Source organism: Pseudomonas sp. TE3644 (genome assembly GCF_056278815.1).
Map to the genome: position 1 here is coordinate 587912 of NZ_JBWBQF010000001.1, position 19941 is coordinate 607852.

Sequence of the window (19941 nt, forward strand, 5' to 3'; positions counted from 1 at the left end):
TCATCGAGTGAGCAACGTAGAGTCAGGAAGGTCGGCAAGCTGGCGCGGAGTCAAGGGTTGCGGGCCGTCTACAAGTGTCAGCGTGTCCCGCGCCCGCGCGCACAGCATGTACAGTCGGCGACATTGTATAGGGGTTTGGGCTGGCAATGATTGATGCAGATCCTGCAAAAAGACATGATTGAATTCAAGCCCGATTGCAGATTTTCCGGTCAGTATGGTGATGCCCTCATCCATGATCTTGATGTTTGCCACAGCCTGTTGGGGCGTCTTGTGCGTGTAGACATCAATACGTGTTCCGCTGGGCAGAGCAGCCTTGAGTAAACCCTGGACCTCCAAGGCATCATCTACTTTCTGTACTATAACACCGACCGATTGTTTGCGATTTGTGAAGCGGTTAGCGACGAGTGTTGCGATTTCTTCCCAGGTGCGGCCTGTTTCAAGTCGGGGTATCTCGCCACTGAAGGCGCGTCGTACCCGAGCTGGGGCGAGATGTATGGATCGGTGGAAGTGCTCTGCGACACGTGCAATTTCGTCAGTGTTTCGATGGTTTTCGTAAAGGTGTTTCTCCTCCGGAAGAGAGGCTGCGCGCATGTGGCCAATGGTTGAGCTTTGATCATCAGTTGTCTGGTTTTCGTCAGTGAAAACGCTTACGGTCGGTGCTCCGTAGCGCACCATCCATTGATAAAAGCCCGCTGGTAAGTTTTGCCCCTCGTCCACCACAATATGATCATAGCAGTAACCATACTCAACATCCTCGTATTGCTGAATGACCTGCGGCCAAACGTAGTGATACGGCGCATGCTGTGGTATCTGTTTCTGGAATAGGCTGTAGTAGTGGTTCGATACGAAGGAGTGCATCGTCATGGTTGTGACGGTGCCGTTGCCTAACTGATTTGCCAACACCGCGAGCATTCGGTTTTTGGTTATCAGCAGTGTTTTTTTGCCCCGGTTCTTCAGGTACTGAGCTCTGAGCACAGCAAGGCTGGTTTTTCCTGAACCAGGCGGGCCGACGACTAGGAGATGCTCATTGATAGGGTGCGTATAAACGCTATCTTGCTCGTCAATGAGATCGTCCAGTTTTGGAAGCAACATACGATTTAACCTTGATATAGATCTTTCGTGTTCTGAAAAAGCGCGTAGTGAATCTTTCTAGGCTTGCGCGTGGCGTCGAACATCTCTTCCCGGTCTGTATCCACCAGATGGAAGCCGTGTGCTGCCAGGTGCGCCTTGAAGTCGGGAAAGTTTTGCCGCGCAAGGGGGTGTGCGCTATTGGTGTAAAGCAGGAAGGCGGGGCCACGGCTGCAGCGTCGCGAGGTGTCAGCAATACTGGTCACCAGTTTTTCGACATCCAGGGTTTTGCTGGCCAGCAGGTAGGAGGTGATGAATATCTTGATGTCATTGCTGGCGTAAGGGGAGAACTGCACGTCAGCCAGGTCTTTATGGAATGTGCACTTTGTTTGAGGGTGAAGCCCCTTGTGCTTCCGGGCGCCCTCGGCCAAGCGAGCCGCCAGCGTCAGCATCGAGTCGTAAAGGTCGACCCCGTAGTATGTGAACGAACGCTGTGTGCCTGCGACTTCTGCGTACGCGAGCCCGGCAGTGAAAGGGCCGCAGCCAATATCGAAAACATGAGTGCGGCCCAATGGTTGACCGTCGAGCAGGGTGCTGAACGCGTGGGAAAGTTCGTCGAGGTGGCCGGGCTGGTTGTATCTGGCGTAGAGCAACGCCTTGTCGATGCCATCAAGCGTGCCGAATTTCTGATCGAAATTGGCCTGACCAAAATTGATGGCGTTGTATACCTCTTTTTTATCACAGCCTAAATAGGCATATTCATCCGTGCGAGGGTCGTTATCAATGACGTCGTGCACGTATTCTTGGAGGGTGGCTTTTAGCCATTGTGGTCTCGTGACCATACCTAAATCCTTTTGGGTCAGAGCATCAATGCTCATTCTCAGATTTAGGCAAAATGCCACTATTTGTATCGATTCGTCAAATCGTCAAGCATCAGGCCTGCGTCAGAGGGAGGGGCTCATACGGCGAATGTCGGGGGAACGGGGCCTTTAAAGGGCAGGATTATCCTGCGCCGGCTTGTCCTTGTTCACCCCGGGTACATGCATATTCCCCTCGGCCACCTGCCCACCTTCCATCTGCGGTTGGGTTACCCAGGTCAGAATGTCGTAATAGCGGCGGATGTTGGCCACGAAATGCACCGGCTCACCGCCACGGGCGTAGCCGTACTTGGTCTTGCTGTACCACTGCTTCTGCGACAGGCGTGGCAGCATTTTCTTCACGTCCAGCCACTTGTTGGGATTCAACCCTTCGTTGCGTGCCAGCTGCCGGGCGTCTTCCAGATGGCCGCCGCCCACGTTGTAGGCCGCCAGGGCGAACCAGGTGCGGTCCGGCTCTTCGATCTTGTCGTCCAGCTGATCACGCACCAGAGCGAAGTACTTGGCACCGCCCTCGATGCTCTGCTTGGGGTCCAGGCGGTTGGACACGCCCATGGCCTGGGCGGTGTTCTGAGTCAGCATCATCAGGCCGCGCACGCCGGTCTTGGACGTCACGTCGGCCTGCCACATGGACTCCTGGTAGCCGATGGCAGCCAGCAGGCGCCAGTCCACCTGTTCGTTCTTGGCCGAGGTGTGAAAGTTTTTCTCGAAATGCGGCAGGCGCTGCTGCAGGTGCTGGGCGAAGGTGTAGGCGCCCACGTAGCCCAGTACGTCCACGTGACCGTAGTAACGGTCTTTCAGGCGTTGCAGGGTGCCGTTCTTCTGCACCTTGTCCAGGTAGCTGTTGATCTCGTTGAGCAGGCTGTTGTCTTCGCCGGCAGCCACGGCCCAGCGTTGCTGCTGGGCATCGCCCAGGTCGAAGGCGACGCGCACGTTGGGGAAGTACACCTGGTTCATCGCCAGCTCGTTGGAGTCCACCAGCGTCAGATCCAGCTGACCTTCGTCGACCATGCGCAGCAGGTCAACCACCTCAACCGCGTCGGATTCTTCGTATTGAATGGCGGGATAACGCTTTTTCAGCTCGGCCAGCTGGGCGGCGTGGCTGCTGCCCTTGAGCACCATGATTTTCTTGCCCACCAGATCGGCGGCATCGGTTGGGCGCGACTGGCCGTTGCGGTAGATGACCTGCGGGGTCACTTCCAGGTAGGAGTGTGAGAACCGTACCTGGGCCTTGCGCTGGTCATCGCTGACCAGGCCGGCCGCAGCCAGTACCGGGCCGTTGGGTTTGCCCACCTGGCCGAACAGATCGTCGAGGTTGTCGGCGGTCTCGATTTCCAGTTTTACCCCTAGGTCATCGGCAAAACGCTTGACCAGTTCGTACTCGAAACCGGTTTCGCCGTTGCGATCCTGGAAGTAGGTGGCGGGGCTGTTGCGGGTTATCACGCGCAATACGCCATCCTCCTTGACTCGCTCAAGCGTGCTGGGTTTGTCGACGCAGCCGTTGAGCAGAAGGAGTAGTCCGGTTGCGATCAGCCATTTGGCGAAGCGCGGGCGTGAAGCAGTCTTTGAATGCATCCTTGCAGTATACGCAAAGCGAGGAGGGCGCCATATCTCGACAGTATCGCGCGAGTCTGCTAGGAGCTTGTAGCCGCTGCCGCCAGGCTGCGCTGGCCATGTGTGACGCTGAATATATTGAGTGGAAGGGAAGGGCCAGCGCAGCCTTGCGGCAGCGGCTACAGGGGGTGAAATGTTTGACTCTGGAGACAGGATATGCCTTCCAGCGCCCGCCCAGCGCCATCAGTACCGTTTTGAGTGCCTGCGGCGGCGGTTTACGCTAGAATGCACGGCCTCTAAGCACACCCCTTTCTGAGGCTGTCCCGAAGATGTTGATCCTGCGCGGCGCTCCTGCCCTTTCTGCCTTTCGCCACGGTAAATTACTCGAGCAACTGAGCCAGAAAGTCCCCGCTGTCAGTGGCTTGTACGCTGAATTTGCCCACTTCGCCGAAGTCGCTGGCGAACTGACCGCCGATGAGCAGCAAGTCCTTGCTCGTCTTCTCAAGTACGGCCCGAGCGTGCCGGTGCAGGAGCCAACCGGCCGCCTGTTCCTGGTCATGCCGCGCTTCGGCACCATTTCGCCATGGTCGAGCAAGGCCAGCGATATCGCCCACAACTGCGGCCTGGCCAACGTCCAGCGTCTGGAACGTGGCATTGCCTTCTATGTCAGCGGTGAATTCAGCGACGCCGAGGCGCAGATCGTCTCCGGCCTGCTGCACGACCGCATGACCCAGGTGGTGCTGGGCAAGCTGGAAGAGGCCGCCGGCTTGTTCAGCCACGCCGAGCCAAAACCGCTGACCGCCATCGACGTGCTGGGCGGCGGCCGCGCCGCGCTGGAAAAAGCCAACGTCGAGCTGGGCCTGGCCCTGGCCGAGGACGAGATCGACTACCTGGTGAAAAGCTTCGAAGGTCTGGGTCGCAACCCCCACGACATCGAACTGATGATGTTCGCCCAGGCCAACTCCGAGCACTGCCGCCACAAGATCTTCAACGCCAGTTGGGACATTGACGGCCAGAGCCAGGAAAAAAGCCTGTTCGGCATGATCAAGAACACCTACCAGATGCACAACGAAGGCGTGCTGTCCGCTTACAAGGACAACGCCTCGGTGATCGTCGGCAGCGTGGCCGGTCGCTTCTTCCCGAACCCTGAAACCCGCCAGTACGGTGCGGTGCAGGAGCCGGTGCACATCCTGATGAAGGTGGAAACCCACAACCACCCGACCGCGATCGCGCCGTTCCCGGGTGCTTCCACAGGTTCCGGTGGCGAGATCCGTGACGAAGGCGCCACCGGTCGCGGCGCCAAGCCAAAGGCTGGCCTGACCGGCTTCACCGTATCCAACCTGAACATCCCCGGCTTCGAACAGCCATGGGAAAAGGCCTACGGCAAGCCCGAGCGCATCGTCACCCCGCTGGACATCATGATCGACGGCCCGCTGGGCGGCGCCGCGTTCAACAACGAATTCGGTCGTCCGGCCCTGACCGGCTACTTCCGTACCTTCGAGCAGGCCATCGACACCCCGCACGGTGAAGAAGTGCGCGGCTACCACAAGCCAATCATGTTGGCCGGCGGCATGGGCAACATCCGCGCCGAGCACGTGCAGAAAGGCGAGATCACTGTCGGCTCCAAGCTGATCGTGCTGGGCGGCCCGGCCATGCTCATCGGCCTGGGCGGCGGCGCCGCTTCCTCCATGGCCACCGGCACCAGCTCGGCTGACCTGGACTTCGCTTCGGTACAGCGCGAAAACCCGGAAATGGAGCGCCGCTGCCAAGAGGTCATCGACCGCTGCTGGCAGCTGGGCGACAAGAACCCGATCAGCTTCATCCACGACGTGGGCGCGGGCGGTCTGTCCAACGCCTTCCCGGAGCTGGTGAACGACGGTGGCCGCGGCGGCCGTTTCGAACTGCGTAACGTGCCCAACGACGAGCCGGGCATGGCCCCGCTGGAAATCTGGAGCAACGAGTCCCAGGAACGCTACGTGCTGGCGGTCGACGCCGCTGACTTCGAGCGCTTCCAGGCCATCTGCGAACGCGAGCGCTGCCCGTTCGCGGTCGTGGGCGAGGCAACGGCCGAGCCGCAACTGACCGTGACCGACAGCCACTTCGGCAACAACGCCGTCGACATGCCGCTGGAAGTGCTGCTGGGCAAGGCCCCGCGCATGCACCGCAGCGCCGTTCGCGAAGCCGAACAGGGCGATGACTTCGACCCGGCCCAGCTGGACCTTGCCGAATCCATCGAGCGCGTGCTGCACCACCCTGCCGTGGCCAGCAAGAGCTTCCTGATCACCATCGGCGACCGCACCATCACCGGTCTGGTCAACCGCGACCAGATGGTGGGCCCGTGGCAAGTGCCGGTGGCCGACGTTGCCGTCACCGCCACCAGCTTCGACGTGTACACCGGTGAAGCCATGGCCATGGGCGAGCGCACGCCGCTGGCGCTGCTCGATGCCCCGGCATCGGCGCGCATGGCCGTGGGTGAAACCCTGACCAACATCGCCGCCTCGTCCATCGCAAAAATGTCCGACATCAAACTGTCGGCCAACTGGATGTCCGCTGCCGGCCACCCAGGCGAAGACGCCCGTCTGTACGACGCCGTGAAAGCGGTCGGCATGGAGCTGTGCCCTGAGCTGGGCATCACCATTCCAGTGGGCAAGGACTCCATGTCCATGAAAACCCGCTGGAGCGATGAGGGCACCGAGAAAACCGTGACCTCGCCGATGTCGCTGATCATCACCGGCTTCGCCCCGGTGGTGGACATCCGCAAGACCCTGACCCCGCAACTGCGCATGGACAAGGGCCTGACCGACCTGGTGCTGATCGACCTGGGCCGCGGCCAGAACCGCATGGGCGCCTCGATCCTGGCCCAGGCCCACGCCAAGCTGGCCAAGGCCGCGCCGGACGTGGACGATGCCGAAGACCTGAAAGCCTTCTTCGCCGTGATCCAGGGCCTGAACGCCGACGGCCACCTGCTGGCCTACCACGACCGTTCCGACGGCGGCCTGCTGACCACCGTGATGGAAATGGCCTTCGCCGGCCACTGCGGCCTGGACCTGCAACTGGACACCCTGGCCGACGCCAAGGAAGAGATCAACGCCATCCTCTTCAACGAAGAGCTGGGCGCGGTCATTCAGGTTCGCCAGGACGCCACCGCCGACATCCTCGCCCAGTTCAGCGCTGCTGGCCTGGGTGACTGCGTGGCCGTGATCGGCCAGCCGGTCAACAACGGCCACGTGTACATCAGCCTGAACGGCGAGCAGCTGTTTGAAGGCGACCGCCGTCTGCTGCAACGCCAGTGGGCCGAGACCAGCTACCAGATCCAGCGCCTGCGTGATAACGCCGAGTGTGCCGATCAGGAGTTCGACGTACTGCTGGAAGAAGACAACCCGGGCCTGAGCGTCAAGCTGGGCTTCGACGTCAACGAAAACGTCAGCGCGCCGTACATCAAGACCGGTGTGCGTCCTCAGGTTGCCGTACTGCGCGAGCAGGGCGTCAACGGCCAGGTCGAGATGGCTGCCGCCTTCGACCGCGCCGGCTTCAACGCCATCGACGTGCACATGAGCGATATCCTCGCCGGCCGCGTCGACCTGAACGACTTCAAGGGCCTGGTGGCCTGTGGTGGCTTCAGCTACGGCGACGTGCTGGGTGCCGGTGAAGGCTGGGCCAAGTCGGCGCTGTTCAACGCCCGTGCCCGCGATGCGTTCCAGCAGTACTTCGAGCGCAACGACACCTTCACCCTGGGTGTGTGCAACGGTTGCCAGATGATGTCCAACCTGCACGAGCTGATCCCGGGCACCGAGTTCTGGCCACACTTCGTGCGCAACCGCTCCGAGCAGTTCGAAGCGCGCGTGGCGATGGTTGAAGTACAGAAGTCCAACTCGGTGTTCCTGCAGGGCATGGCCGGTTCGCGCATGCCGATCGCCATCGCCCACGGCGAAGGCCATGCGGAGTTCGCCAACCAGCAGGCGCTGATCGAAGCCGACGTGTCGGGTTGCGTGGCACTGCGTTTCGTCGACAACCACGGCAAGGTCACCGAAGCCTACCCGGCCAACCCGAACGGTTCGCCGCGCGGGATCACCGGTCTGACCAGCCGCGACGGTCGCGTCACCATCATGATGCCGCACCCGGAGCGGGTCTTCCGCGCGGTGCAGAACTCGTGGCGCCCTGATGACTGGAACGAAGACGCGGCGTGGATGCGCATGTTCCGCAACGCGCGCGTCTGGGTGAACTAAGGCTGTGTACAAGCTTGCCTTCTTCGTGCCGCCCAGCCATGTGGAAGCTGTCAAAAACGTCGTGTTTGCCGCCGGTGGCGGTCGCATCGGCGACTATGACAGCTGCGCCTGGCAGACGCTGGGGCATGGCCAGTTCCGGCCCATGGACGGCGCAACGCCGTTTGTGGGCCAGACCGGTCTGCTTGAGCGGGTGGAGGAATGGAAGGTTGAGCTTGTGGTGGCTGACGAGCTGATCGAAACGGTGGTGGCGGCCCTCAAGGCCAGCCACCCCTACGAAACGCCGGCCTACGAAGTCTGGCGCCTCGCCGATTTCTGATAACCCCTCGCTCACTGATATCCGTAGCCGCTGCCGCCAGGCTGCGCTTGCCCTGTGCCTCGCTGTAGATCTCCAGCGTACGCAGGGTCCAGCGCAGCCTGCGGCAGCGGCTACAGATCATCCGGCTTTGTGCTTGATCCCTCCTTCCAGCGTCTGCTGCTGATCATGCCCCTTGGTGCGCAACAGTCCTAAATCCGACGTGCTGTCCTTGCTGTCTTTAGCGCCGGTAAAGGCATTGATCAGGTTCTGGGTCATTTCCTCAGGCACCAGTGACAACTTGCCCTCCAGCCCGAACGAATGATCGCTGCCGCTCAGGCTGCTGCTGTTCACGGTGCTGCCCCCCAGATCAACTTCCCCACGCGGGCTTTTGAGTTGTGCGCCATTGAGCAGGGTGGTGCCATCCACCTGCAGTGCAATCCCGTCACGCCCGCTGATCACGGTTTGTGCTGCGGCGGTGTCGCGCTGGGTCTTGCTCACGTCCAGGTTCAGGGTGGGGGCGAAGCCCAGGTCGACTTTCTGCAGGCCGCTGCCGATCTTCGCCCTGACCTTGTCGCCCGCGGGGCCAGCCAGCGCCGTGGCGCCGTTGACCAGGCCCTGGGGGTTTTTCTCGGCGTTCAGGCGCGCGTCCAGATTGACCTTGTGGCCGTTGACCTGATCCTGACGGCTTTCGACGATCAGGTCGCCACCCACGCTGCCGGCGATCTTGTCGGCAGTCACTGTGGCCCCGGCGATGTGGGTGTCGCGACGGCTGTTGATGCCCAGATGCTCCACACGGATTTCCGTGTTTTTGTGGGTGGTGCTGGCCAGCTTGTCGAGGTCCAGGGTGGCGCGACCATGGACGGCGGTATGGCCTTTGGCGGCGTCGGTGGTGTTGGCGCCATTGACGCCCAGGCCCAGGCCCACACCCTTGTTGTTGCGTTGATCTTCGCTCTGGCCGCTGGTGATGGCGATACCGCCTTTGCTGGCGTCCAGTGTCAGCTGTTTGGCATCCACCTGCAGGCCCTGGATGTCGATGGCCTTCTCGGCGCTGCTGCCTGCAGTAACCTTGGCGCTATTGTCGACGTGCCATTGGCCAGGTTGGGCCGTGGTGCTGCGCTCATCGGTACGGCCCAGTTCCAGGCTGGCCCCCATGCCGCCGCCCTTGCCGCCGCTTGGCGCGTTGCGCGACAGGCTCATCTGCAGGCCGCCGCCGTAAACGCTGCCATCGGCCTGGTGGGTGTCGGTGGCGCTGACGATTGTCGCGTTGTCACCGGCCTTGATGTCCAGGCTGCCGACCTTGCGGTCCTGGCTGCCGAACTGCGTGCCTTCCAGATACACCTGTTTGCCCGCGCCGATCGTCGCGGCGCCCGGGGTGTGGATCTGCACGGCGCGGCCCTGGCTGTCGGCGCTGCTGGCGGTGGTGTACTTGCCGATCACACTGCCGCCCATGCTTTTACCCGCCGTAGGGCTGGTGCCCACCTTGGCCCAGGCCGAGCCGTCGATCACGGTGCTGGCCTGACTCTGCTCATCACGCGCCTGCTCGAATGCCAGATTGCCTGCGCCCTCGACACTCACCGGCCCTGTGGCGGACTCGAAGGTGGCGCCCTCATAGAGACCATCCGTACCCAGTTGGATCTGCACGCCCGCCTGGCCCTGGTACAAGCTTGGCAGTGCTTTGCCATCGCGAGTGGTACTGGTGGTGGAACCGCCGCTGCCGACCATCTTGAAGTTGATGTCGGTGCCGGTGTTGGTGTCCAGGCGGGCGCGGGTGTCGGTGTCCAGCCGGGTGAGGGTACGAGTCTCGACGGTGCGGCTGGCTTTCTGCTCATGGCTGCCGGCATTGATCGCCAGCGTGCCGTTGGTGGCGGCGTAGTGGCTGCCGATATCCTCAAGTGTCTGCGCGATGTCCAGCTTCACGTTGGCACCGCTGAATTGCGAGACCCGGCCTTGCTGCTGGTGGTTGCTGGCGCTGCGTTGTTCGTGCAGCACGTTCAGGTCGGCGCCCAGGCTTGGGGCGAACAGGTTGTCCTCCAACGCCTGATGCTGGAAGCGGCTCTGGTCCTCGCCTTTCACTATCTTCTCGATGGGGCGGGTGAGGTCGGTGTACTCGACGGTGGCGCCCAGGTCGACGCGGGTGCGGTTGCTGGACGCGGTTTCCTGGTGTTCGTCGGTGGCGTCGGCGTGGGTGGCTGTCGTGGCCTTGAGGTGGGTATCACCTTTGCTGGCGATGATCGTGGCTTGCTGCAGCAGGGTCTCGGCGTCTACTTCGGTGCTGCCGTCGGTGAGCAAGGTGGTAGGTTGGTGGGTCCTGTCCTCGACCTGTTTGCGATCATTTTCCACGCCACCGCTGAAGGCACTGCCTGCGCGGTCAATGCCGCCGGTCAGGCGCAATGCGCCGTCCTTGGTGGAGGTTTGCTCGGTGCTGCTGTGCTCGTCCAGTGCCGCGCGGGTCTGGACGTCGGGCGCCTTGAGCCGCGTGCGTTCCTTGCTTTCGACCTTCGCGCCCACGGTCTTGATGGCGGTCGCATCCTCGATGTCCACGGTATGGCCTGCCACGTGGGTGGGCACGTGGGTCTTGCTGGCGGTGTCCTTGCGTGTGTCGGTCACTTCATAGCCCACTTGAGCGAAGTACTGCTTGCTGCCCTCCTTGTCATCGGCAGCTTTTTTGGTTTCGCCGACCTTGGCCGTGAAACCCTGGGTGCGGGTGGTGGTGCTGTCGGTGCGGGTGGCTGGGGCGGGCAGCAACTCTATGCCTTTTTCCGCCTTCAGCTGCACGGCACCGGGGGCACTGACCTTGGGGCCGACCATTTTCATCTTGTCGTGGGCGGTGATCTGCAGGTTGTGCTCTGAACGCACCTCGGTGCGATGCGGGTCGCTGCTGCGGCGTTCGTCATTGACGGTCTTGCTGAAGAACGCGCCGCCCACTAGGTCGCCGCGGTAGTCGTCCTTGTCATGGCTGGCCTTGACGGCAATGCCGTCCAGCGTGACCTTGCCTGCGCTGCGCAGGGTGCCGGTACCTTGGCTGTGCAGGCGGCTGCCGCGCACCGTAACGTCGCCCACGCTGTCGATCTGCACCGTGCCGCCTTCCAGGGTGCTGCCACGCGCAGTTTCGTGCACATCGGTGGTGTTGCTGTCGCCGCGCCACAGGTGCTTGCGGTGGCGTACGGTCTGGAACACGGTGGTGCTGTCCAGCGCGGCGTCGATGGTCAGCTCGCCGCCGCTGCGTACACGCAAGTCGCCCGGGGTCTTGAGTTGGGCGGCGGTGAGGTGCATGTCCGTGCCTGATTCCAGGTCGATGCCGTCGCGGGCCTCCAGCCGGGTGGCCAGGTGCTGGCGGGTGGTTTGCGTGGTGCGTTTGGAATATTCCTCGGTGGGGATGAACCAGGCCTTGCGCTTCCATTGGTCGTGGGCTTTGGTGATCTGCTCGCGGGTCAGGGTATCCATGCGCAGGGCCTTGCCGGCCTTGGCCTTGATTGCACCGCCTTCGATGTCCAGGGCAGTGAAGCGCATGTCGCCGCCGGACTTCAAGGTGACATCGCCTTCGGCTGCCTTGATCAGGCCATTGCGCGCCTGGGTGCCGCTGATCTGCAGATCGCCACGGCTGTCGATCTCGATGCCTTGGCGCCCCACCAATTGCGCGTTGGGCAGGCGCACCCCGGCGCCTTCAGTGGTGCTGATGATGCGGATGCGCCCGGCGTGCATGGCGCCCAGCAGACGGCCATCCACCGCGGGCGCCGTGGCGGGGGCTGTAGCCAGCAGGGCGCGATCGGCGTGGTTCAATGTGTTGTGGCCGATGATCAGGTCCAGATTGTCACGGGCCGCCAGCTTGCCGTCGGTGTCCAGGCGTGGGGTGATCAACTCCAGGGCGCCGTCGACGTTGCTGGCACCGCCCTGGCCCACGTGCAGCACCGCCTGCTCATGGCTGGCGCTGAGGCGCACGATGCGGCCGTCTTCCAGCTCCGGGATACCCACCAGGAAGCTGGCGCGGTTGGCGTTGATGAAGCTGGCGCCATTGAGGCTGATGCCGTTGGGGTTGGCCAGCAGGTAGTCGGCGCGCTGGCCGAAGATTTCCTGCGGGCCGTGGATGTTGGACGGGCTGAGCCCGCTCACCTCAAGCACGATGGTGCTGGCGGCCTGGCCCTGGAAGTGGCGGTTGGCATCAAGCATCGGGCCCAGCGCCGCTTGCCCCGGCTGCAGGGCGTTGTTGAGCACCACGCCCTGCGGGCCGACGTTGTAGTCATTGAACTGATTGTGCGAGGTGCCGGCGCCGTCGGGGGCGACGATGTCCAGGGTGGCTACGCCTTGTTGCTCGCCCAGCACCGCCTGGCCGTTGGCGCCGGGCAGGGGCGTGATGCCCTCGCTCAGGCCGGGCAGGCTGTAGGTCAGCAGCGCGGCGGAAATCGCCCAGCGCAGGTGGTTGAGGGGGAAGCGAGGAGGTCGCTGAGTCATGTTTTTTATCTCTTTTGTCGATGAGTCAGAAGTCCAGTTTCAGCTCCATGTTCCAGAAGCCAGGCTCTGCACGAGGGCCGTCCTTGATCACCACGGCGTGGCGATAATCCAGTGATGCCTGGCCACCGGGCCAGGCCAGGCTGGCGCCGGTGCTGATGGCCGCCAGCGCAGGGTGTTGTTGGTCGCTGATCCAGGTGTCCCAGCCACGGCCGTAGTCCAGGCCAAGGCGCGGGCTGACGGTCCAGCCGGGGCTGATGGCAATCGCCAGCGTCAGGTTGTTGCGCCACACCGCCGCGCTGCTGGCGGCGATGTTGCTGTCGCGCAGGCCGCGTACGCTGGCGGAACTGCTCAACAGCCACTGCTCACTGGCGGGCAGGCGGTTGGGGCTGTATTGGGTTTCCAGGCCGCTGTCCCAGCGCCAATAGTGCCCGGCGCCAGGCCACACCTGGGTGCGCAGCAGTGCCATGCGCCATTGCTGGTAGTCGCGGCTGTCGGCGCCCAGCCAGTTCAGGCTGTGGCTGTAGCCCAACTGCCCGCTCCAGGTGGCACGGCCCAGCCACAGCAGGGTCAGGTCCAGGCCCAGGTCGGTGAGGCGAGGGTCGGGCACGGGCAGGTGTCGGTTGTTGAACCAGCGCTGGCGCTGTTTCTGATTCAGGCGCAATTGGGCGCCCAGCAGGGTGGTCTGGTTGCGCCACAGGGTACGGCCCAGGCTCAGGCCGCGGCTGTCGGTGAGGTAGGTGTTGCGGTGCCGGCCCACCGGGGTGAACGCTACCTGTTGGCTGCGCGCCAGGCTGGCGCCCAGGGTCCACGGGCCGTAGGGCACGCTGTAGTACAGGCCCAGTGCGCGGTTGTAGTTGGGAGTGTTGCCGAAGGTGCCGAACAGGCTGACCTGCAGGGCGTCGTTGAGCTGCAAGGGGTTGTCGCGGCTCAGCACCAGGCTGGCGCCGTGCCGCCCGCTGAAACGGTCGCCGCCGTTGCCGTAGGTCACCCGTGCGCCCCAGGGCGAGAGGTGGCTGCGCGCGGCCAGAATGATTCGTGAACCGCCTGGCAAGTCACCCGGTGCGATCTGCGCCTCCACATCAATGCTGCGCAGGCGGTTGAGTTGGTCCAGGCCCTGCTCCAGCGTGGGCAGGTGCAGTGGCTTGCCGATCAGGTCGGGGAAGGCGTTGCGCAACGAAATGGGCAGGTCCGGGCCGTCCAGTTCGATGGCTTCGACAAAGCCTTCCTCGATCAGGATCGACAGCGGCTGGCCGTCCTCGGGAGGCTGGGTGGGGTAGGCGCGGGTGGCGATGTAGCCGTGCTGGATATAGAGCTGGCTGATGCGCGCCAGCACCCGGCGGATGGCGTTGACACCCATGCACTGGGCGACGTGCGGGCGCAGGGCCTGTTGCAGTGCCTGGTCGCTGATCAGGCGGTTGCCTTGCAGGGTCACGCCTGGCAGTTGCCAGCAGTGCTGGTCCGCTGTGCCTGGAACGGCCGGAACTTGGGGTGACGGAGCCGGGCGCTGCAATTGGCGCAGGCGCTGGTCGCGCTCCAGGGTTTCGCGCTGGCGACGCTCCTGGTCCAGCCAGCGCAGGCTATCGTCGGCCAGGGCAAGGGGGGCAAGCAGTAGGGCGCAGCAGGTGATCAGGGCACGCATAAGAATTGTTCTTGTTTGGTAAATGCATCCGAGTGGATGGAATTTACCGATCTACGAGAACAATTGAGGTCGGATGGGTCCAGTAATGCTGTAGGACGTTTCTGGATGGTTGCTATCGGCGTGGGAGCGGGTTCTACCCGCGAAACTGACACCGCGTAATGGCTGACTGGCGGCAGCGCTCTTTTCGCGGGCAGAGCCCGCTCCCACCTAATGCCCTTGCTGCTACGGGCGAATCTCGATCATGGTGCCATCCTTGACCATGCTCCACAGCTCACGCATGTCCTGGTTCTTCATGGCGATGCAGCCGTCGGTCCAGTCCAGGGTGTTGAAATACCACTCCGGGTATTCCTCGCTGTCGGGGGTGCCGTGGATCATGATCATGCCGCCAGGTGGCAGGCCGGCATTGCGCGCCTTGGCCGAATCGCTGGCGTTGGGGTACGACACGTGGATGGCCAGGTTGTAGCGGTCGCTGACCTTGCGCCAGTCCAGCCAGTAGAAGCCTTCGGGGGTGCGCATGTCACCCTCGTATTCCTTGGGCCCGCGCGGGCTCTTGCCCAGCGATACGCGGTAGGTCTTGAGCGGCTGGCCGCGGCTGATCAATTGCAACTGATGGGTCGATTTGAGCACCAGCACCTTGTCGACCACGGCATTGGTCAGGCCCGGCGGTACGCTGGGGGTGACGCTGTGCACGGGGTCGATGACATTGGGGGCCAGTTGCGACACCGGCTTTTTCTCGATGGTGACGGTGAAGGCAGCCGAAGACACCGTGGCGAACGACAGACAGAAAAGGGCAAGCAACCAGCGCATTTAACGATCAATCCTGCAAGTAGGGGGTGCACCCCGCTTGCGCCGGTGCCGCGTGACACGATCAGGTTCAGCTCTGCGCCAAACCGTGCAGTGGCGGCAGAAATTCGTTGCGCACCGGGTAGTGTTTGCCCAGGCGGTCGGCGAAGTAGCATTCTAAGGTACGGTTGACCGTGGGGAAAGCCAGCTGCGACCAGGGTATTTCGCTTTGCTCGAACAGCCGAACCTCAAGGCTTTCCTCGCCCACGGCGAAATCCAGGTCGGCCAGTTCGGCGCGGAAGAACACGTGCACCTGGCTAATGTGTGGCAAGTCGAACAGCGTGTACAGCGCCAACTGACGGACGCGGGCGCAGGCTTCTTCCTCGGTCTCGCGGCTGGCGGCCTGTTCCAGGGTCTCGCCGTTTTCCATGAAGCCTGCCGGCAACGTCCAGTAACCGCGGCGCGGTTCGATGGCGCGCCGGCACAACAATACGCGATCGCCCCACACGGGCAGGCAGCCGGCGACTATATTGGGGTTCTGGTAGTGAATGAATTCACAGGCCCCGCACACATAGCGCAGGCGGTTGTCGCCTTGCGGGATGAGCTGGGTGACCGGGTTGCCGCACTGGCTGCAGAATTTCATGTCGGGCTTCCTGTTGTCTGCGCCTATCTTGGCGCCACCGGGGGGCGGCCTGCAAGGGTGGGTTTGCACCGACAAGGGGGTTGGGCAGGGCGCGGCTTTGGTGCATGATTGGACCACGCATCGAATGGGGAGACACCATGCTGGACGAGCTACTGCGCCGGATGAGCAGCCACAGGCCACGGACCCTGGAGACCGATCGTCGTTTCCCCGAGGCGGCTGTGCTGATGCCCATCACGCGTAGCGACGAGCCCGAGCTGGTGCTGACCCTGCGCGCCAAGGGCCTGTCCACCCACGGCGGTGAAGTCGCCTTCCCAGGCGGGCGCCGCGACCCCGAAGATCCGGACCTGACCTTCACTGCCCTGCGCGAGGCCGAGGAAGAAATCGGCCTGCCGCCCGGCCTGGTCGAAGTGCTGGGCCCCCTGAGCCCTCTGATCTCCAAGCACGGCCTGAAGGTCACGCCTTTTGTCGGGGTGATCCCCGACTTCGTCGAGTACCGTCCCAACGACGCCGAAATCGCCGCCGTGTTCAGCGTGCCCCTGGCGTTCTTCCGCGAAGACCCGCGCGAGCACACCCACCGCATCGACTACCAGGGCCGCAGCTGGTACGTCCCCAGCTACCGCTACGGCGGCTACAAGATATGGGGCCTGTCGGCGATCATGATCGTGGAGCTGGTCAACCTGATCTACGACGCCGACATCAGCCTGCATCGCCCCCCCGAGCATTACACGTCAATTTGAGCGGACACCCGAGCCGCCTTGCCTGCCTGAGGACATCCGATGAAATACCGCCTGGGCGACGCCCGCGTCGACACCCATCCTTCCAGCTGGACCGCGCCCACTGCCACCCTGATCGGCAAGGTGCGCCTGCAGGAAAATGCCAGCGTGTGGTTTGGCGCCGTGCTGCGCGGCGACAATGAACTGATCGACATCGGCCCGGACAGCAACGTGCAGGACGGCACCGTGATGCACACCGACATGGGGTCACCCTTGACCATCGGTCGCGGTGTTACAATTGGCCACAACGCCATGCTGCATGGCTGCAGCGTCGACGACTACAGTCTGATCGGCATCAATGCGGTCATCCTCAACGGCGCGAAAATCGGCAAGCACTGCATCATCGGCGCCAACGCGCTGATCGCCGAGGGCAAGGAGATCCCCGATGGCTCCCTGGTCATGGGGTCGCCCGGCAAGGTGGTGCGTGAACTGACCGATGCGCAGAAGAAGATGCTGGAGGGCAGCGCTGCCCACTACGTACACAATGCCCGGCGCTACGCGCGGGACCTCGCACCCCAGGAAGACTGATGAACCAAGAACGCCCCGTCGCCTCGCCTTGCGTACAGGTCTGCGCCCTGGATGACGACGACATCTGCACCGGCTGCCAGCGCACCGCCGCCGAAATCACCCGCTGGGGGCGCATGACCAACGAGGAGCGCCGCGAAGTGCTGGTCAAGTGCCACGAGCGCGCGGTGGCCAGCGGCATGATGTTTGTCGCTGGCGCCTGAAGTTCGCTCTAGACCGCGGCGCGGCTATCGCGAGCAAGCTTTGCTCCCACAGTGTTGCGCCAACCACGGTGGATGGCGCAACACTGTGGGAGCAAAGCTTGCTCGCGATGGAGGCGCCACGAATCCCAAGCCATGCGTAAGTCAGGCGGTCGTGTCGCAGCGCCGCCCCGCGCCGATTGATGTAAAATGCCCGCCTCGGTGGGCCGCACCCGGGCGGCCCGCGATAACCTGTTCCCCTTAAGGACCTGAAATGACCCGTATCGGAACTCCACTGTCGCCGACCGCGACGCGCGTACTGCTGTGTGGCTGCGGCGAGCTGGGCAAGGAAGTGGTGATCGAGCTGCAACGCCTGGGCGTTGAAGTGATCGCCGTCGACCGTTATGCCAATGCCCCCGCCATGCAGGTCGCCCACCGCAGCCATGTGATCAACATGCTCGATGGCGCCGCGCTGCGTGCGGTGATCGAGGCCGAGAAGCCGCACTACATCGTGCCGGAAATCGAAGCCATCGCCACCGCCACCCTGGTGGAGCTGGAGTCCGAAGGCTTCACCGTGGTGCCCACCGCCCGCGCTGCCCAGCTGACCATGAACCGCGAAGGCATCCGTCGCCTGGCCGCCGAAGAGCTGGACCTGCCGACCTCGCCGTACCACTTCGCCGACACTTTCGAAGAGTACCGCAAGGCCGTTGAAGACCTGGGCTTCCCCTGCGTGGTCAAGCCGGTAATGAGCTCGTCGGGCAAGGGCCAGAGCCTGCTCAAGGGCGTGGATGATATCCAGAAGGCCTGGGACTACGCCCAGGAAGGCGGCCGTGCCGGCAAAGGCCGGGTGATCATCGAAGGCTTCATCGACTTCGACTACGAAATCACCCTGCTGACCGTGCGTCACGTCGGCGGCACCACGTTCCTGGCCCCGGTGGGTCACCGTCAGGAAAAAGGCGACTATCAGGAATCCTGGCAGCCCCAGGCCATGAGCCCGGTGGCCCTGGCAGAATCCGAACGCGTGGCCAAGGCCGTGACCGAGGCCCTGGGTGGTCGTGGTCTGTTCGGTGTGGAGCTGTTCGTCAAGGGCGATCAGGTGTGGTTCAGCGAAGTGTCGCCGCGCCCGCATGATACTGGTCTGGTTACCCTGATTTCCCAGGACCTGTCGCAGTTTGCCCTGCACGCCCGCGCCATCCTCGGCCTGCCGATTCCGCTGGTGCGCCAGTTCGGCCCGTCGGCTTCGGCCGTGATCCTGGTGGAAGGCAACTCCACCCAAACGGCGTTCGCCAACCTGGGCGCGGCCCTGGCCGAGCCGGACACTGCGCTGCGTCTGTTCGGCAAGCCGGAAGTGGCTGGCCAGCGCCGCATGGGCGTGGCCCTGGCACGTGACGAGTCGATCGAAGCGGCCCGCGCCAAGGCGACCCGTGCTGCTCAGGCTGTCAGCGTAGAGATGTAAACCCCTGTAGCCGCTGCCGCCAGGCTGCGCTGGCCCCCTAACCCCGCTGAAAATCTTCAGTGAGGCAAAGGGCCAGCGCAGCCTACGGCAGCGGCTACGGTCATTTGACCTGGCTCAGGTCCTCATCCCGCGTCTCCTTCAGGCACAGCACCGCCAGCACGCTGAGCAGCGCCGCCGCCGACACATACCCACCCACCCAGCTCAAGCCACCCATGGCCACCAGCTTCTGCGCCGCAAACGGCGCCGCCGAGGCCCCGACGATACCGCCCAGGTTGTAGGCCGCCGACGCCCCGGTATACCGCACGCGGGTAGGGAACAGCTCGGGCAGCAACGCCCCCATGGGCGCAAACGTAAAGCCCATCAAAAACAGCTCGATGCTCAGGAACAGCGCCACGCTGGTGGTCGACCCCTGCGTCAGCAACGGCTCCATGACAAACCCCGAGGCTATCGCCAGCACGCCGCCGAACACCAGTACCGGCTTGCGCCCGAAACGGTCGCTCAGCGCCGCCGAAATCGGCGTGGCCAAGGCCATGAACAACACGGCGAAGCACAGCATGCCCAGGAAGCTCTCACGGCTGTACCCCAGGCTGGCCACGCCATAGCTCAGGGAAAACACCGTGGAGATGTAGAACAGCGCATAGCACACCACCATGGACGCTGCGCCCAGCAGCATCGGCCGCCAGTATTGGGCAAACAGTTCCGCCAGCGGCATCTTCAGCTTTTCGTGGTTGGCCATGGCCTTGGCGAACACCGGCGTTTCTTCCAGCTTGAGCCGCACGTACAAGCCCACCATCACCAGCAGCGCGCTGAGCAGGAACGGCAGGCGCCAGCCCCAGGCGCGGAACTGCTCGTCACTGAGCACCATGGCCAGGCTCAGAAACAGACCATTGGCCGCCAGGAAGCCAATGGAGGGGCCCAGTTGCGGGAACATGCCAAACCAGGCGCGCTTGCCCTTGGGCGCATTCTCGGTGGCCAGCAACGCCGCGCCACCCCATTCGCCACCCAGTCCCAGGCCCTGGCCGAAGCGCAGCACGCACAGCAGGATCGGCGCCCAGGCGCCGATCTGCTCGTAGCCGGGCAGCACGCCAATCAGTGTGGTGCACACACCCATCAGCAACAGCGAAGCCACCAGCGTGGATTTGCGACCGATGCGGTCGCCGAAATGGCCGAACAGCGCCGAGCCCAGGGGGCGAGCAAGGAAGGCGATGCCGAAGGTCAGGAAGGCCGACAGCATCTGCGCGGTGCCGGAGGTCTGGGGAAAGAAGACCGGGCCGATCACCAGCGCGGCGGCGGTGGCGTATACGTAGAAATCGTAGAACTCGATGGCGGTGCCGATGAAACTGGCAGTGGCCACGCGGGCGGTGGAGTTGAGCGGCGGCGCGTCGCCGCTGGCAGCGTAGGTGCTGGTACTCATGGCAGGTCCCTGGCAATCGTGAATTATTATAGGTGCGGGGCAGGGTGGGCCGCAGGAAGGGG

The 19941-nt window shown here is 63.5% G+C and carries 13 protein-coding genes and 1 pseudogene; 6 read left to right on the forward strand and 8 right to left on the reverse strand.

From position 1 onward, the window contains the following. The 3 genes from ACZ9GA_RS02615 to mltF form a co-directional block, all read right to left on the reverse strand. The gene (locus ACZ9GA_RS02615; RefSeq protein WP_457357304.1) at positions 1 to 1092 is read right to left on the reverse strand and encodes an AAA family ATPase; all 1092 of its coding nucleotides are present in this window, start codon (positions 1090 to 1092) and stop codon (positions 1 to 3) included. Between the two features lie 5 nt (positions 1093 to 1097). Beyond that, on the reverse strand, positions 1098 to 1946 hold the full coding sequence (locus ACZ9GA_RS02620) for a small ribosomal subunit Rsm22 family protein (RefSeq protein ID WP_457357302.1): 849 nt from the start codon (positions 1944 to 1946) through the stop codon (positions 1098 to 1100). A gap of 111 nt (positions 1947 to 2057) precedes the next feature. Further along, entirely contained in the window at positions 2058 to 3518 is a 1461-nt protein-coding gene (mltF, locus tag ACZ9GA_RS02625; RefSeq protein WP_457357300.1) for a membrane-bound lytic murein transglycosylase MltF, read from the reverse strand. A 308-nt stretch (positions 3519 to 3826) separates the two neighbouring features. Here mltF and purL point away from each other — a divergent pair, with 308 nt between their 5' ends. Next, on the forward strand, positions 3827 to 7723 hold the full coding sequence (purL, locus tag ACZ9GA_RS02630; protein ID WP_457357298.1) for a phosphoribosylformylglycinamidine synthase: 3897 nt from the start codon (positions 3827 to 3829) through the stop codon (positions 7721 to 7723). 4 nt (positions 7724 to 7727) lie between these two features. Further along, positions 7728 to 8039, forward strand: a complete 312-nt coding sequence (locus ACZ9GA_RS02635) for a YqfO family protein (RefSeq protein ID WP_457357296.1) — start codon at positions 7728 to 7730, stop codon at positions 8037 to 8039. A gap of 117 nt (positions 8040 to 8156) precedes the next feature. Here the strand turns inward: ACZ9GA_RS02635 and ACZ9GA_RS02640 are convergent, their stop codons facing one another. The 4 genes and pseudogenes from ACZ9GA_RS02640 to ACZ9GA_RS02655 form a co-directional block, all read right to left on the reverse strand. After that, positions 8157 to 12467, reverse strand: coding sequence for a hemagglutinin repeat-containing protein (locus ACZ9GA_RS02640; RefSeq protein ID WP_457357294.1), 4311 nt, complete (start codon positions 12465 to 12467; stop codon positions 8157 to 8159). A gap of 25 nt (positions 12468 to 12492) precedes the next feature. Further along, positions 12493 to 14106, reverse strand: coding sequence for a ShlB/FhaC/HecB family hemolysin secretion/activation protein (locus ACZ9GA_RS02645; protein WP_457357292.1), 1614 nt, complete (start codon positions 14104 to 14106; stop codon positions 12493 to 12495). 222 nt (positions 14107 to 14328) lie between these two features. Further along, positions 14329 to 14745 (reverse strand): annotated as a pseudogene (locus tag ACZ9GA_RS02650) (L,D-transpeptidase family protein); the annotation flags it as partial. 235 nt (positions 14746 to 14980) lie between these two features. Then, positions 14981 to 15532: an NUDIX hydrolase gene (locus ACZ9GA_RS02655; RefSeq protein ID WP_457357290.1), complete on the reverse strand. Its 552-nt coding sequence runs from the start codon at positions 15530 to 15532 to the stop codon at positions 14981 to 14983. A 137-nt stretch (positions 15533 to 15669) separates the two neighbouring features. Here ACZ9GA_RS02655 and ACZ9GA_RS02660 point away from each other — a divergent pair, with 137 nt between their 5' ends. The 4 genes from ACZ9GA_RS02660 (at position 15670) to purT (ending at position 18465) form a co-directional block, all read left to right on the forward strand. Beyond that, positions 15670 to 16269, forward strand: a complete 600-nt coding sequence (locus ACZ9GA_RS02660) for a CoA pyrophosphatase (RefSeq protein ID WP_027978905.1) — start codon at positions 15670 to 15672, stop codon at positions 16267 to 16269. Positions 16270 to 16308: 39 nt separating this feature from the next. Then, positions 16309 to 16833: a gamma carbonic anhydrase family protein gene (locus tag ACZ9GA_RS02665; protein WP_027978904.1), complete on the forward strand. Its 525-nt coding sequence runs from the start codon at positions 16309 to 16311 to the stop codon at positions 16831 to 16833. After that, entirely contained in the window at positions 16833 to 17033 is a 201-nt protein-coding gene (locus ACZ9GA_RS02670) for a DUF1289 domain-containing protein (RefSeq protein WP_457357288.1), read from the forward strand. The genes ACZ9GA_RS02665 and ACZ9GA_RS02670 overlap by 1 nt, the downstream gene beginning before the upstream one ends. 250 nt (positions 17034 to 17283) lie before the next feature. Next, the gene (gene purT / locus ACZ9GA_RS02675) at positions 17284 to 18465 is read left to right on the forward strand and encodes a formate-dependent phosphoribosylglycinamide formyltransferase (protein ID WP_457357286.1); all 1182 of its coding nucleotides are present in this window, start codon (positions 17284 to 17286) and stop codon (positions 18463 to 18465) included. 100 nt (positions 18466 to 18565) lie between these two features. Here purT and ACZ9GA_RS02680 read toward each other — a convergent pair whose 3' ends face one another. Beyond that, entirely contained in the window at positions 18566 to 19879 is a 1314-nt protein-coding gene (locus ACZ9GA_RS02680) for an MFS transporter (RefSeq protein ID WP_457357284.1), read from the reverse strand. Positions 19880 to 19941: the final 62 nt, after the last annotated feature.

Excerpts from the sequence above, each read along its gene's own strand:
- ACZ9GA_RS02615 (WP_457357304.1), bottom strand. The coding sequence starts at position 1,092 with ATGTTGCTTCCAAAACTGGACGATCTCATTGACGAGCAAGATAGCGTT.
- ACZ9GA_RS02620 (WP_457357302.1), bottom strand. The coding sequence starts at position 1,946 with ATGAGCATTGATGCTCTGACCCAAAAGGATTTAGGTATGGTCACGAGA.
- mltF (WP_457357300.1), bottom strand. The coding sequence starts at position 3,518 with ATGCATTCAAAGACTGCTTCACGCCCGCGCTTCGCCAAATGGCTGATC.
- purL (WP_457357298.1), top strand. The coding sequence starts at position 3,827 with ATGTTGATCCTGCGCGGCGCTCCTGCCCTTTCTGCCTTTCGCCACGGT.
- ACZ9GA_RS02640 (WP_457357294.1), bottom strand. The coding sequence starts at position 12,467 with ATGACTCAGCGACCTCCTCGCTTCCCCCTCAACCACCTGCGCTGGGCG.
- ACZ9GA_RS02645 (WP_457357292.1), bottom strand. The coding sequence starts at position 14,106 with ATGCGTGCCCTGATCACCTGCTGCGCCCTACTGCTTGCCCCCCTTGCC.
- ACZ9GA_RS02655 (WP_457357290.1), bottom strand. The coding sequence starts at position 15,532 with ATGAAATTCTGCAGCCAGTGCGGCAACCCGGTCACCCAGCTCATCCCG.
- ACZ9GA_RS02660 (WP_027978905.1), top strand. The coding sequence starts at position 15,670 with ATGCTGGACGAGCTACTGCGCCGGATGAGCAGCCACAGGCCACGGACC.
- ACZ9GA_RS02665 (WP_027978904.1), top strand. The coding sequence starts at position 16,309 with ATGAAATACCGCCTGGGCGACGCCCGCGTCGACACCCATCCTTCCAGC.
- ACZ9GA_RS02670 (WP_457357288.1), top strand. The coding sequence starts at position 16,833 with ATGAACCAAGAACGCCCCGTCGCCTCGCCTTGCGTACAGGTCTGCGCC.
- purT (WP_457357286.1), top strand. The coding sequence starts at position 17,284 with ATGACCCGTATCGGAACTCCACTGTCGCCGACCGCGACGCGCGTACTG.
- ACZ9GA_RS02680 (WP_457357284.1), bottom strand. The coding sequence starts at position 19,879 with ATGAGTACCAGCACCTACGCTGCCAGCGGCGACGCGCCGCCGCTCAAC.